The sequence below is a fragment of the Actinoplanes sp. NPDC026670 genome, assembly GCF_040638175.1.
Classification (GTDB): Bacteria; Actinomycetota; Actinomycetes; order Mycobacteriales; family Micromonosporaceae; genus Actinoplanes.
Window position 1 is genome coordinate 41,086 of sequence record NZ_JBEZXU010000076.1, and the last position, 14,263, is coordinate 55,348.

12 protein-coding genes are annotated in these 14,263 nt (G+C 70.3%); 9 read left to right on the plus strand and 3 right to left on the minus strand.

The features are described 5' to 3' along the window. Positions 1–11: 11 nt before the first annotated feature. Positions 12–1,436 (minus strand): amidohydrolase family protein, encoded by a 1,425-nt coding sequence (locus tag AB0E94_RS44565; protein WP_360339918.1) that lies wholly within the window; start codon positions 1,434–1,436, stop codon positions 12–14. Positions 1,437–1,612: 176 nt separating this feature from the next. On the opposite strand from AB0E94_RS44565, the gene AB0E94_RS44570 reads away from it, so the two are divergent. The 7 genes from AB0E94_RS44570 (at position 1,613) to AB0E94_RS44600 (ending at position 8,650) form a co-directional block, all read left to right on the plus strand. Beyond that, positions 1,613–2,749 (plus strand): CoA transferase, encoded by a 1,137-nt coding sequence (locus AB0E94_RS44570; RefSeq protein WP_360339921.1) that lies wholly within the window; start codon positions 1,613–1,615, stop codon positions 2,747–2,749. After that, positions 2,734–3,501, plus strand: coding sequence for a citryl-CoA lyase (locus tag AB0E94_RS44575; RefSeq protein WP_360339924.1), 768 nt, complete (start codon positions 2,734–2,736; stop codon positions 3,499–3,501). The genes AB0E94_RS44570 and AB0E94_RS44575 overlap by 16 nt, the downstream gene beginning before the upstream one ends. 12 nt (positions 3,502–3,513) lie before the next feature. Continuing rightward, entirely contained in the window at positions 3,514–4,377 is an 864-nt protein-coding gene (locus tag AB0E94_RS44580; RefSeq protein WP_360339927.1) for an extradiol ring-cleavage dioxygenase, read from the plus strand. After that, entirely contained in the window at positions 4,374–4,736 is a 363-nt protein-coding gene (locus tag AB0E94_RS44585; RefSeq protein WP_360339930.1) for a hypothetical protein, read from the plus strand. Before AB0E94_RS44580 ends, AB0E94_RS44585 begins: the two co-directional genes overlap by 4 nt. After that, positions 4,733–5,635, plus strand: coding sequence for a zinc-binding alcohol dehydrogenase family protein (locus AB0E94_RS44590; protein ID WP_360339933.1), 903 nt, complete (start codon positions 4,733–4,735; stop codon positions 5,633–5,635). Before AB0E94_RS44585 ends, AB0E94_RS44590 begins: the two co-directional genes overlap by 4 nt. 136 nt (positions 5,636–5,771) lie before the next feature. Next, a complete protein-coding gene (locus AB0E94_RS44595) occupies positions 5,772–7,169 on the plus strand; it encodes a family 43 glycosylhydrolase (RefSeq protein ID WP_360339936.1) in 1,398 nt (465 codons plus the stop codon). A 92-nt stretch (positions 7,170–7,261) separates the two neighbouring features. Further along, positions 7,262–8,650, plus strand: a complete 1,389-nt coding sequence (locus AB0E94_RS44600) for a DUF4082 domain-containing protein (RefSeq protein ID WP_360339939.1) — start codon at positions 7,262–7,264, stop codon at positions 8,648–8,650. Positions 8,651–8,654: 4 nt separating this feature from the next. Here AB0E94_RS44600 and AB0E94_RS44605 read toward each other — a convergent pair whose 3' ends face one another. Then, positions 8,655–10,247, minus strand: a complete 1,593-nt coding sequence (locus AB0E94_RS44605; protein WP_360339942.1) for a methyl-accepting chemotaxis protein — start codon at positions 10,245–10,247, stop codon at positions 8,655–8,657. Positions 10,248–10,379: 132 nt separating this feature from the next. On the opposite strand from AB0E94_RS44605, the gene AB0E94_RS44610 reads away from it, so the two are divergent. Further along, complete coding sequence (locus AB0E94_RS44610) at positions 10,380–12,233, plus strand: BTAD domain-containing putative transcriptional regulator (RefSeq protein WP_360339945.1); 1,854 nt, start codon at positions 10,380–10,382, stop codon at positions 12,231–12,233. Here AB0E94_RS44610 and AB0E94_RS44615 read toward each other — a convergent pair. Continuing rightward, entirely contained in the window at positions 12,221–12,952 is a 732-nt protein-coding gene (locus AB0E94_RS44615; protein WP_360339948.1) for an antibiotic biosynthesis monooxygenase, read from the minus strand. The two genes, AB0E94_RS44610 and AB0E94_RS44615, sit on opposite strands and share 13 nt — an antisense overlap. 107 nt (positions 12,953–13,059) lie before the next feature. Between AB0E94_RS44615 and AB0E94_RS44620 the strand changes: the two genes are divergently transcribed. Continuing rightward, positions 13,060–14,088 carry a calcium-binding protein gene (locus AB0E94_RS44620; protein ID WP_360339951.1) on the plus strand — a complete coding sequence of 343 codons (1,029 nt, stop codon included), beginning with the start codon at positions 13,060–13,062 and terminating at the stop codon, positions 14,086–14,088. The last annotated feature ends 175 nt before the right edge of the window (positions 14,089–14,263 follow it).

Genomic DNA, 14,263 nt, shown 5'->3' on the forward strand with positions numbered 1-14,263 from the left:
GGGCAATGCTTTCATTCCGGTGAACCGGCGGTGTAGTCGGTGTACTGGTACGGGTTGTCGAACAGCTCAGCCTGCGGCAGGTCCGGGTTCTGGCCGCGCAGCCAGGCCTCCTCGCCGAGGGTCTCGCGCAGGTGGGAGACGGTGCTGTCGACCTTCGCCCGGGCGGCCCCGAGGTCCATGCCGACCAGTTTGCCGTCGCGTTTGACGACCTTGCCGCCGACCACGACGGTGTGCACGTCTCCGCGCTGGGCCTGGAACGCGACGTGGCCGTAGGGGTGCAGGATCGGGAACATCGCGGGCGACGCGTCGTTCTTGAGCAGCACGATGTCGGCCTGCCGGCCGGGGGTGAGCGCGCCGAGTTTCGAGTCGAGGCTGAGCGCCCGGGCGCCGCCGCGGGTGGCCCAGTCGACGACCTGTTCGGCCCGCAGGTGGTGGTGGGTGACGGTCTCCTGCTTGCCGTGGGCTTCCAGGTGTTCGCGGGAGCGGTCGGCGCTGAGCGTGGTGCGCATGGCGCTGAACAGGTCGCCGCTCCACCAGACGCTGGTGTCCATCGACAGTGACACCGGGATGCCGTAGCGGCGCAGCGCCCAGGTGGGCGGGTAGCCCTGGCCGGCGCTCTGCTCACTTTCGGTGGAGACGCTGACCGAGCCTCCGGTGGCGGCGATCCGGTGGTACGAGTCGGCGCCGAGGGTGGCCGCGTGGACGTACACGGTGCCCGGGGTCATGAAGCCGTTCTCGTACATCAGGCGGATGCCGTCGTCGTTGGTGGCGCCCCACACGCCGGCGTGGGTGGTGACGGTGACGCCCAGCTCGCGGGCCACTTCGAAGGCGGCCTTCTCCGGGAACGACGGGTCGCCGGTGACGTCGAAGGCCATCTGGAAGCCTTCGAGCCGGCCGTTGTCGATGCGGCGGCGGTGGAAGTCGCGGAAGTCGCCTGCGGCCGACCACTCCCAGGGGCCCTGCTGGATGTTGCCGTAGGCGAGGATGAACCGTCCGGGCACGGATTCGAGGGCGTCGACCGCGGCGTCGGCGTGCTGCGGGGTCTGCAGGCCGTGTGACCAGTCGACGGTGGTGGTGACTCCGGCGTCCAGGGCTTCGATGGCGCCGAGCAGGTTGCCGGCGTGGATGTCCTCGGGCCGGAAGTGTTTCCCGGATTCCAGGTAGTACCAGACGAAGTACTGGGTGAGGGTCCAGTCGGCGCCGTAGCCGCGCATGGCGGTCTGCCACATGTGGCGGTGCGTGTCGATCATGCCGGGCATCACGATGCCGCCGGACGCGTCGATCTCCTCGGCGTCGTCCGGGGCGGGCAGGTGGTGGCCGATCGCGGCGATCTTGCCGTCGACGGCGAGCACGTCGGCGCCGGCCAGCACCGAGTGGGTGTCGTCCATGGTCAGGACCAGTCCGTTACGGAAGATCACCGGTCTTGCGACGCTCATCTGCGCTCCTTTCGGACTGCTGTCCGCATGGCGGTCAGCGTGGTCAGGCCAGCGTGTTCCGGGTCACTTGCGATGTCAAGGATTTGTTTCGGCGCGATCACCAGGCGGTTGACAGGCCTGGTGTGGGCGGGGAGGCTGTTCCAGCGGACAGGTGTCCGTAGAACGGGCGGTAACTGATGGCTCAGCAACCCAAGGGCCCACTGGACGGCCTGCTCGTCGCTGACTTCTCCCGGATCCTGGCCGGGCCGTACGCGACGATGCTCCTGGCCGACCTCGGCGCCGAGGTGATCAAGGTGGAGGGGCCCGGTGGCGACGACACCCGCACCTGGATGCCACCGGTCCGGGACGGCGTCTCCACCTACTACCTGGGCATCAACCGCAACAAACGGTCGATCGCGCTGGACCTCAAGGATCCGGACGACCGGGCCGCCGCCCAGGAGCTGGCCCGTCGCGCGGACGTGCTGATCGAGAACATGCGGCCCGGCGGCCTGACCCGGTTCGGCCTCGACTACGACACCGTCTCGGCCGCCAACGAGCGGATCGTCTACGCCAGCATCAGCGGGTTCGGCCCCGGCGCGGGCGCGTCCATGCCCGGCTACGACCTGATGGTCCAGGCGATCTCCGGGCTGATGAGCCTCACCGGCGACCCGGACGGCTCGCCGTACCGCGCCGGGATCTCCGTCTTCGACGTGATGGCCGGCCTGCACGCGAGCATCGGCATCCTGGCCGCGCTGCACCGGCGCGCCGACACCGGGCAGGGCCAGCACGTCGAGGTCAATCTGCTCAGCTCGGCGCTGTCCGGCCTGGTCAACCACTCCAGCGGGTACGTCGCCGGCGGCACCGTCCCGTACCGGATGGGCAACGCGCACCCGAGCCTCTTTCCCTACGAGCCGCTGCCGGTCGCCGACGGCGAGCTGATCGTCATCGCCGGCAACGACGGGCAGTTCCGCAAGCTGTGCCAGGTCCTCGGACTCGACGGCCTGCCGGAGGATCCACGATTCGGTCGCAACCAGGACCGTACGGCCAATCGCGAGCAATTGCGCCCGATCCTGGTGGAACGCCTCCGCACGAGGACCCGCGACGAATGGTTCCGCGACCTGATGGCGGCCGGCGTGCCCTGCGCGCCGATCAACACCATCGACGGCGGCGTCGCCATGGCCGCGGAACTCGGCCTGAATCCGGTGGTCACCGTCGGCGGCGTGCCAGGCGTCCGCAACCCCATCACGTTTTCCAAGACCCCCGCGCGGTACGAGCTACCGCCGCCCGGACTGGACGAACACGGCGAGGAGATCCGCAGATGGCTGACGAACTGAGCTTCCCGACCGGGCTCGGCACCTCGGACGCCGACACGATCTCGCTGCTCGGGCAGGACCTGGCCGCCGACCTGATGGGGAAGGTCGGATTCGGGGAGCTCGCGTTCTGGCTGGTCGCCGGGCGCCGGCCGAGCGCGGGAGAGGTGCGGCTGTTCGAAGCGGTGCTGGTCGCCCTGGCCGATCACGGGTTCACCCCGACCGCCATCGCGGCGCGCCTCACCTACCTCTCCGCGCCCGACTCCCTGCAGGGCGCGCTCGCGGCCGGGCTGCTCGGCGGCGGCTCACGATTTCTCGGAGTGACCGAGGACTGCGGGAGATTCCTGGCCGCTGTTCTGGCGTCGGCCGGCGGTGACGACTTCGACGCGATCGCCCTCGACGCCGTCACCAAGGCCAAGGCGGAGAAACGATTCGTGCCGGGGCTCGGGCATCCCGTTCACAAAATCGAGGACCCGCGCACCCCGGTCCTGATCCGGATCGCCACCGAAGAGGGGATCTACGGGCCGCACCTTCGCCTTTTCGAGGCGATCGGCCGCGTACACCCGCAGGTCTTGAATCGAAAGCTGCCGCTCAACGGCGCCGGAGTCTGTGGCGCCGCCCTCGCCGATCTGGGATTGCCGGTGGAGATGCTGCGCGGATTCGCGCTGCTGGCCCGCGCGGCGGGACTACTCGGGCAGATCGCCGAGGAAAGGCGGCGCCCGATCGCCAACCAGATCTATCTGACCGTCGACCGTAATGCCGTCTACGAGGCATAGGGAGGATCATTCATGGCCAGCATCGTCGCGGTCATCGCCTCGACACACCATCCCTTCTACTACCGGGCCAGCACGTCGACCGGAGAGGACCGGCCGCCGTTCGCCGACGAGTGGACGGCCAAGATCCTCGCCTTCCGGGAGACGCTGACCCGCGCCAACCCGGACGTCCTGGTCATGGTCGGCTCTGATCACTTTCATCAGCTGTGGCTGGACAACATGCCGCAGTTCCTGGTCGGCAAAGCGCCCGTCTACGACGCGAACTGGTACAACGAGGAACGCGAGTTCGGGCTCCCGCGGATGACGCTCAAGGGGCAGGAGGACCTGTCGTCGCACATCCTGCGGGCCGGGCTGGACGAGGGATTCGACCTGGCGTTCAGCAACGAACTGCGGATCGACCACAGCATCACCTGCCCGATCATCACGCTGCGGCCGGAGGCGGACCTGCCGATCGTGCCGATCTACACCAACATCTTCGCGCCGCCGCTGCCCCGCCCGAACCGGTTCGTGAACCTCGGCGTCGCCATCCGCAAGATCATTGAGGAGTGGCCGTCGCACCTGCGGGTCGCCGTGATCGGAACCGGTCATCTGTCGCTCGAGCTCGGTGGACCCCGGCAGTTCGGCCCGCACGGGCCGGACCCGGCCTTCGACGAACGGGCCGTCGAGTGGATCGCCAACGGCGACCTCGACGGGTGCCTGCGGGAGGTGACCCTGGACAGCCTGCACGCGCCCGGGAACGCCACCCACGGATTCATGGACTTCATGCTGATGATGGGTGTCGCCGGGGCCGGCGCAAAGGCCGACTATGTCGACACGTTCGACCTGTTCCACACGATGGAGGCGTATTTCACCTGGTACCCGAACGGGGCTCCGGCATGAGCAAGTATCTGCTGAACAAATTCCTGTTCACCGTCGACCGCGACCCGGAACTGGTCGAACGCTATCGCGAGGATCCCCGCGAACTCGTCACCTGGTGGGAGTCGACGATCGCCAACTCGCTGCTCAACTGCCATTCCGGCGAGGCGAGCACGTGGCTCGAGTTCACCCCGGCCGAACGGGACGCGCTGATCGCCCGCGACCACGTGCGACTGTTCGAGATGGGCGCCCATCCGTTCCTCACGCTGACGCTCTTCATCGCCGTGTTCGAACGGGACAACACCGAACCCCTCGAATACCAGAAGGCGTACGGGGCGGCGCTCTCCGGATTCTCGCTGCCGTACCCGGACATCGCGACATGATCTCCGCGGCGGTTCTGCGGGAATGCGGGCGGCCGCCGGCCCTGGAGGAGCGGCCCGCCCCGGTCCCGGCCGACGGCTCGGTGCTGGTCGACGTCGTGGCGGCGCCGATCACGCCGCTCGATCTGCTGTGCGCGTCCGGGACCAGCTATTTCGGGGCGCCCGCCACACCGTATGTGCCGGGTGTGCAGGGCGTCGGGCATCTAGCCGACGGCACGGCCGTGTGGTTCGCCACCTCGGCCGGCATGCGCCCCGGCGACGGAAGCATGGCGTCGGTCGTGGCGGTGCCGTCGAACGATGTGGTCACGCTGCCACCGGGCGCGCCGCTCGTGCTCGTCGCCGCGCTCGGGCTGTCGGCGGTCGCCGCCCTCGGGGCGCTGCACGCGGCCGGCAGCCCGGAGGGCAAACACGTGCTGGTCCTCGGCGCGGGCGGCGCGGTCGGCCAGGCCGCGATCCAGCTGGCGCTGCTCGCCGGGGCACGCCGGGTGATCGCGGTGGCCCGTTCCGGATCCGCCCGGCGGCACGCCGAGAGCCTCGGCGCGGCAGCCGTGCCCATCGACGAACTCGAAGGCCCGGCCGACCTGGTCATCGACCCGGTCTTCGGCGCGCCCGCCGCGGCCGCGCTACGCGTCCTGCGTCCCGGCGGAACCCTGGTCAACCTGGGCTCCTCGGCCGGTCCGACCGCACCGATCGACTCGGCGACGCTGCGCAGCGGATCCCTGCAGATCCTCGGCTACACCAACAACGCCCTGTCCTGGCGCCGCCGGGCCACCATGATCAGCGAGATCGCCGCGCACGCCGCCGCCGGCCGCCTGACCGTGACCCACACGCCGGTACCGTTCGGTTCGGTCGCGTCCGCCTGGACCGACCCCACCCCCACCCGCCAGGTCCTGACGTTCTGACCGCGAGCCCGCTTTGTTATCGATCACAGCACGGCATCCGAACGCCTGTGATCGAACATGTTCGAATCGTTGACTGTGATTCTGTGATCGTTAACGTCCTCTGTGTCGGCTCCGCACCCGCCTCGGAGGAACGTCTATGTCCGCCCGCTCCCTGCTCGCCGCGTCCCTACTACTGACGGGATTCGTCGTGGTGCTGTCGAGTTCCCCGGCACAGGCCGCCACGCTCGCCACCGGCGCCCGGTCGCTGGAGTCGGTCAACTACGCCGGCCGGTACGTGCGCCACCTCGACAGTCTCGGCCGGATCGACCCGATCACCGCGAGCAGCACGGCGCAGGCCAAGCTCGACGCCACCTTCACCGTGGTGAACGGGCTGGCCTCGCCGTCGTGCTACTCGTTCCAGGCGAAGAACGGCCAGTTCCTGCGGCACCGTGACTACCGGCTGCGGCTGGACACCAACACCGGCGACGCGACGTTCCGTGGGGACGCCACGTTCTGCGCCGTCGACGGCTCGGTCACCGGCTCGGTCGCGCTTGTCTCGTACAACTATCCGGACCGGCGGATCCGGCACCGTGACTTCGCCCTGTACCTGGACGCCTACCAGGACACCGCGACGTTCCGCGCGGACAGCTCGTTCCGGCTGGCCACCCCGTGGGCGCCGAAGACCGCGAAGAACCCGGTGCTGCCCGGCCTGTTCGCCGACCCGCAGATCGTCAACTTCAACGGCCGCTACTACCTCTACCCGACCACCGACGGGTACGCCGGCTGGGGTGGCGCCTACTACAAGGCGTTCTCCTCGGCCGACCTGGTGAACTGGACCGACCACGGGGTGATCCTCGACCACGGCCCGGACGTGTCGTGGGCCGACAACTCGGCCTGGGCGCCCGGCGTGGCCACCCGCAACGGAAAGTACTACCTGTACTTCTCCGGTGGCCTGGCCAGCGGCAACACCGCCAAGCAACTAGGCGTGGCGGTCGCCGACTCACCGACCGGCCCGTTCAAGGACGCGCTGGGCCGGCCGCTAGTGACGAGCAGCCAGTTCTCCGGCGGGCAGGCCATCGACCCGGCGGTGTTCACCGACGACGACGGGCAGTCCTACCTCTACTGGGGGCAGGGCGTGTGCCGGGCGGTGCGTCTCAACACCGACATGACGTCCTTCGACGCCACGCAGGTACGCACGATCACGCCGTCCGGCTACAACGAGGCCCCGTTCGTGATCAAACGCAACGGCGTCTACTACCTGATGTGGTCGGAGAACGACACGCGCAGCGAGGACTACCGGGTCGCGTACGCCACCGGCACGTCACCGCTGGGCCCGTGGACCAACCGCGGCGTGATCCTGCAGAAGCGCCTCGACCTGGGCATCAAGGGCACCGGCCACCACTCGGTGGTGCAGGCCCCGGGCACCGACACGTGGTACATCGCCTACCACCGCTTCGCCGTGCCGGCCGGCGACGGCACCAACCGCGAGACCGCCATCGACCGCCTCGAGTTCAACACCGACGGCACGATCCGCCCGGTGACCCCGACCCTCTGACGCCTGTGGGCCCTGTCCCGGCGGGGCCCACAGCACGCGCGGTGATCGATATCCTCCGGATCGGTGATCGATCTCAGTCAGGGGGAACTGAAGTGAAACATCGGGGGAAAGCCGTCCTGCTCGCGGCCGCGGCCATCGTGGCGCTCCTCGCCGCACCGGCGAGCGCCGACGACTCGGTGTCGTTGTGGTCGGACGCCGACACACCGGGAACGATCGATGTGAACGACGCGTCGGCTGTCGAGCTGGGGACGCTCTTCCGGTCCGGCGTCGGCGGCACGGTGACCGGCGTGCGGTTCTACAAGTCGGCGGCCAACACCGGCCCGCACACCGGCTCGCTGTGGACCGAGGAGGGTGACCGGCTGGCGCAGGTGACGTTCACCGGCGAGACGGCGTCCGGCTGGCAGACCGCCACCTTCGCCGACCCGGTGACGATCGACGCGGACCGGTACTACGTCGTCTCCTACCACACCACGACCGGCCACTACTCGGCCGACAACAACGGCTTCGCGCAGGCCCGCGACAGCGGCCCGCTGCACGCTCCGGCCGACACCCCGGACCATTTCAACGGCCGGTTCCGGTACGGGTCAGGCGGCTTCCCGACCTCGACCTGGGCGTCGACGAACTACTGGGTGGACGTCACGTTCACCCCCGCGCCGACGACCCCGGAGGAGCCGCCGGGGGAGCCGCCGGCCCAGACCGGGTTCCCGGACGCGGACAACACCGGTGTCCCGGCCGGTGTCACGCTCACCCCGTTCACCGAGCCGTGCAGCTTCCACACCGACAACCAGGTGATCGACCGCAAGATCGTCGACTGTGCCGACGGCATCCAGGTCTACGCCAGCAACGTCACCTTCCGGAACAGCATCGTCAACCGGGCCGTCGAGACCCTGCCCGGCGCGTCGATCACGATCGTCCACTCCGAGGTACGGGCCGGGGCGACCAGCTGGGCGGCGGTCAGCGGCACCAATGTCACCGTGCTCCGCTCGGAGATCACCGGCGGCCAGCACAGCGTCCGGTGCGACGGTAACTGCCTGGTCCAGGACTCGTACCTGCACGACCAGTTCAACGACCCGGACAGCAGCTTCGGCTACCACAACAACGGGTTCCTCTCCAACGGCGGCAGCGGCATGGTGCTGCGGCACAACACGCTGTGGTGCACCCCGCCGGACAACGAGATCGGTGGCGGCTGCTCGACGAACCTGTCGCTGTTCGGTGACTTCGCCTCGATCACGGACGTCACCGTGGAGAACAACTTCTTCCACGCCACGCCGGCGGCCTACTGCGGCAGCTTCGGCTACAACCCGGGCAAGACCTTCGGCGACAACCCGACCGGCGTGGTGGTCCGCGACAACGTCTTCGAACGCGGCCCGTCCGGCCAGTGCGGCGGCGTCGGCCCGGTGACGAGCTTCCTGACCACCGGAACCGGCAACCTCTGGACCGGCAACACCTGGTCCGACGGCGGCACGGTGGATCCGGCCTGACCGGTCAGTAGCGGAAGGACCCGACCAGGGTGTTCAGTTCGCTGGACATCCTGGCCAGGTCGTCGGTGGCCTGGCGGGTCTCGCCCACGCCCCGGCTGGTGCTCTGGGCGGCGGTGGCGACCAGGGTGATGTTCTGGGCGATCTGGCTGGTGCCGGCCGCGGCCTCGGCGACGCTGCGGTTCATCTCGGCCGTCGTCGCGGTCTGTTCCTCCACCGCCGACGCGATCGTCGTCTGGAAGTCGCTGATCCGGGCGATCACCAGGGAGACCTCCTCGATCGCGGTGACCGCGCCGGTGGTGTCGGCCTGGATCGTCTCGATGCGGCGGGAGATGTCCTCGGTGGCCCGGGCCGTCTCCTGGGCCAGGTCCTTGACCTCGGAGGCGACCACGGCGAAACCCTTGCCGGCGTCGCCCGCGCGGGCCGCCTCGATGGTGGCGTTCAGGGCCAGCAGGTTCGTCTGCTCGGCGATCATCGTGATCACCTTGATGACGTTGCCGATCTCGGCCGACGAGTCGCCGAGTTTGCTCATCGTCGCCGACGTGGCGGTGGTGATGTCGACGGCCTCGGAGGCGACCCGGGCGGCTTCGGCGGCGTTCTGGGAGATCTCCCGGATCGACGCGCCCATCTGCTCGCTGCCGGCCGAGACGGTCTCGACGCTGCGGGACACCTCCTCGGCGGCGGCCGACACGGTCTGCGCCTGCGAGGACGCCTGTTCAGCCGAGCCGGCGATCTGCAGCGCGGTGCTGGACATCTGCTCCGCCGCGCTGGCCAGGGCGCTCGCCGAGCCGTCGATGGTCTGCACGGTCCGGCGCAGGTTCTCCACCGCCCGGTCCAGGGCCCGGGCCATCTGGCCGGGCTCGTCGCGCGACGTCACCCCGCTGGTCCGGGTCAGGTCGCCGTCGGCCAGCGCCTCGCACACCACCTTGACCCGGGTCAGCGACCCGACGATGCGCCGGGCCACCGCGATGCCCAGGGCCAGCGCCAGCAGTGCGCCCACCGTGATCATGATGATCGAGGCGCGCCGGCCGTTCTCGTAGCCGGCGTGGGCGGCGTCGCCGTTGCGCACCGCGTCGGCGGTCTCGGCGGCGTCCATCTCGATGATGTGGCCGTCGACCTCCTTCATGATCGGCGCGACCTTGGCGTCGCGGACGGCGGCCCAGCCGGCGAAGTCGTTGCGGGCGCCGGCCGGGAGGAGTTCGTTGTGTGCGACCGTGACGTACGAGTCCCACAAGTCCTGCACGGCGTTGATGACGTCGTCCGGGGTGGCCGGATCGCTCGCTCGGTAGGCGGCCATCGACGCGTCGAACTCCTCCATCCGCGTGTCGAACTCCTTCGTGTACGACTCGATCTCCGCCTGGTTCTGGGCGATCGCCTGGTTCGCGGTGGACAGCCGGGCCCGGTAGAAGGCGGCCTTGAGTTCGCCGACGGCCTTGATGCTGGTCACGTTGCTGGTCACGATCAGTTCGGCGGCCTGGCTGCTGCCGCGCAGTTCCATCAGACCGAACAGGCCCACCACGACCGCCACCACCACCGCGGCCACGACCGCGGCGAGGATCTTGACGTTGACGCTGAGATCATCGAAGAACGATGTCGCCACGACCGGGGCCCCTCACACATGCGGAGAACAGAGCTCGAACCTTCACTATCGCGCCCGGGCATGCGACGTGCGGGCCGTTCGGGTAATCCGTCAGTGGGTGAGCGGTGGACGAGGGCGGAGTACGGTGGCCCGGTGATCCGATTCGGGGTGCTCGGGCCGGTGATCGCCGAGGACGGGACCGGCTCTCCCGTACCGCTGCGGGGTCCGATGCACCGGGCGGTGCTGGCCCGGCTGATCGTGGCGCGGCGGCGGGCCGTACCCATTGATGATCTTGTTTCTGATCTGTGGATTTCGCCGCCGGAGGGCGCGGTGGCGGCGGTGCGCACCTTCATCGCCGCGTTGCGGCGGGCGATCGAGCCCGGACGCCCGGCGAGAGCTCCGGCGACGCTGCTGGTCACCCAGGGGAGGGGGTACGCCCTGCGAGCCGCCCCCGACCAGGTCGACGCCTGGCGGTTCGAGCAGGCGGCGACCGCCGGCGGCGAAGCCGCGCTGACCGAGGCCCTGACCTGGTGGCGGGGCCCCGCCTACGCCGACTTCCCGGACGCCGCGTGGCCGCGTGCCGACCGGTCCCGGCTGGCCGAGCTGCGATTGCAGGCGGTGGAGCGGCTGGCGTCGGCGCGGCTGGAGTCGGGCCGGGCGGGCGAGGCGATCCCGGACCTCGACGAGCACGTGACCGCGCATCCGTGGCGGGAGGACGGCTGGCGGCTGCTCGCCCTGGCCCTGTACCGCGCGCACCGGCAGGGTGACGCCCTCGCCGTGCTCCGCCGGGCCCGCGAGCTGCTGATCGGACAGTTGGGTGTGGAGCCCGGCCCGGCGCTGCGCACGCTGGAGGGCGACATCCTGCGGCAGGAGCCGCACCTGGACGGCGCCGCCGCCTCGGCCGGCGCGGTGTGGGAGCGGGCCGCCGCGGCCTACGGCCAGGTGCGTCCGGCGGGCCGGCTGGAGTCGGCGGTCGGGCTGCTGCGCAACCTCGCGGTGACCGGCGCCGGCGGCCTCGAAGTGGCCCGGGAGCAGCGGGCGGCGGCGGTGTCGGCGGCCGAGGAGCTCGGTGATCCGGCGCTGACCGCGCGGGTGATCGGCGCCTACGACGTGCCGGCGATCTGGACCCGGGCCGACGATCCGGAGCAATCCGCCGGGATCGTCGCCGCCGCGGAGCGCGCGCTGGCCGCGCTGCCCGCGGACGGGCCCCGGCCGGTGCGGGCCCGGCTGCTGGCCACCATCGCCGTCGAGTCGCGTGGGACCCGTGACCGGCGGCCGCGCGACTGTGCCCGGCAGGCCGAGGCGATCGCCCGGGAACTGGACGATCCGGGGCTGCTGGCGTTCGCGTTGAACGGGGTGTTCATGCAGAGCTGCCGGGCGACCGGTGGCTCCCGGCTGCGGGACGGGGTCGGCGCCGAGCTGGTCACGCTGTCCCGGCGGCACGGGCTGGTCACGATGGAGGTGCTCGGGCACCTGATCCGGTTGCAGTCGGCGTGTGCGATCGTCGCGTTCGGGGCCGCCGACGAGCATGCCCACGCCGCCGACGACCTGGCCGGGCGGCATGGGCTGCCGCTGGTCGGCGTGTTCACCCAGTGGTATCGGGCGTTGCGTGCCGACGTGGCCGAGGCGTCGCCGGTGGCTGAGAACCTTTACCGCGCCGCGGCGGTACGGCTGGAACGATCCGGGATGCCCGGGATGTCCGAGGATGGGCTGTTGCCGTTGGCGCTGCTCGGACTGCATCTGCGCCGTGGCGCACCGGATCCCGGCTGGGACCCGTACCCGCCGGGCGCCGATCTGGCCGCCGTGCCGGACCCGCCCGCCGGCCTGCTCGCCGAGGCGAAGTGGTGCCTGTACGGGCGGGCAGCGATCGCGGCCGGTGACCGTGCCGCGATGCAGCGGGCCCGGAGCGCGCTGGCCCCGGCCGCTGGTGAATGGGCCGGAGCGGGCAGCGGGCTGCTCACCCTCGGCCCGGTCGCCGATCACCTGGCCCTGCTTCAGCCGTTGTAGGGCGGTGCCACTCCCCAGCCCCAGTGCGGGACCGGAGCCTCGCGCGGCGGGGTCGCGCCCGGCTGTGAGTTGGCCAGCGCCAGCCGGGTGCCCCACTCGATGTAGCCCATGAACGCGGCCCGGAACTCCGGGTCGGCGGGCAGGCTCACCTCGTCGGCCGCATCCACCAGCAGGTCCACCCAACGGCGCCGCTGCCGTTCGGTGATCCCCCGGCCGAGGTGATGGCCGAGCATCGCCGGGTAGCCGCCACGCTCGCCGGTGTAGCGGGCCGGGCCGCCGAAGACCTCGGCCAGCCACATCGCGACATGTTTCGGATGGCCCGGATCCATGTGCGCGAACAGCGGCCCGACCACGTCGTCGGCGATGACCAGCTGGTAGAAGCGCTCGGTGAGCCGTTCCAGAGCCTCGGTGCCGCCGGCCCACTCGTACATGCTGGGGATCGAGCCGCCCGCGCCGGCCACCGCGGTCCGCCGGTAGTGGCGCCTCTCGTCGACCGCCTCGATCCAGGGTTCGATCTCGGCCAGGAACCCCTGTGGAGGGTCCTCGGAAGATGTCCAGGCGACACGCAGGATGTAGACGCCTGGCTCGTCGACGCAACGGCTCAGCTCGTAGTCCGCGCACTGTGGTGCGAGGGCCAGAAACCGGGCGGCCCGGCCGTACGCCTCCTCGAAAGCCGTGGTGTCACCGGGAATGCGATACCGGATGTACTCGACCGTCATCAGTCCACCATAGACGCTGCAACGCTGTAACTATGTAATCGGAGGGTGTCCCCGCCGTTCGTGATCTACGATCCGTCGACGTTCGATGAACGGGGAGGAACAAAAACATGTCCACCAATGTGTGGCTGCGCAGGATCGGTGCGACCCTGCTCAGCACCACGGCCACGGTCGGGGCGTTCTCGCTGCCGGCCGAGGCCGCCAGCACCGGAGTCGCGTACGTCCGGTGGCTGGAGTCGTCCCATCCGGTCGACCTGGTGTTCACGGCCGGATCCGGCAAACGGAACTCGGTCGTGATCACCCGCTCGGGGTCGACCGTCACCATCGACGACCGGGTCACGCTCCGCGCCGGAGTGGGCTGCAAGCAGGTCACCGGCGACAAGACCCGGGTCCGCTGCACGATCGACCGGGAGATCCGGCGCATCGATGCCAGCCTCGGCTCGGGCAACGACCGGATCACCAACCGGACCAGCCTGTCGCTGCGCGCCAGCGGCGGCTCCGGCAACGACTACCTGATCGGCGGTTCCGGTTCCGACTCACTGTGGGGCTGGTCCGGGGCGGACCGGATCTGGGGCAACGGCGGCAACGACTTCCTGCTCGGGAAGAGCGGCAACGACGTCATCTCCGGCGGCGCCGGGCCCGACAACATCGACGGCGGAACCGGTAACGACCGGGAGTACGGCGGAAGCGGCAACGACGGCCACCAGCAGGGCCGGGAGTCGTCCGGCGCCGACGCGGACCTGATCGACGGCGGCACCGGCCGGGACTTCGTCAGCTACGGCCCGCGTACCAGGCCGGTCAGCGTCGACTCCGACAGCGGCCGGAAGGACGACGGCCGCAAGGGCGAGGGCGACACCGTGCGCGGCATCGAGATGATCATCGGCGGCCACGGCGACGACCGTCTGAGCGGCACCAAGGGCCCGGACCGGCTGTACGGCCTCGGCGGTGACGACATCCTGAACGGCCACTGGCACAACGACGTCCTGATCGGCGGCCCCGGAGCCGACGAGCTTCTCGGTGAGGGTGGCTACGACACCCTGAACGGCGAGCAGGACGGGATGGTCGACTACCTCGACGGCGGCGACCACGACGACGTCTGCGTCCAGAACGCCGACGTCGAAGTCTTGCACGACTGCTAGACCCTGCTGGACCCGGTCGAGCCGCCCCGGACTGGGGCGGCTCGCCATACGGTCAGCGTTGCAGGGTCAACACCCCCGGACGGTACGGCAGCAGGCCGTAGTCTCCGCCGGAGCTGGGGGATCGTCCCTGGTAGAGCAGTTTCAGGTTGCAGGGGTCGATGGTCATGGTCTGGTC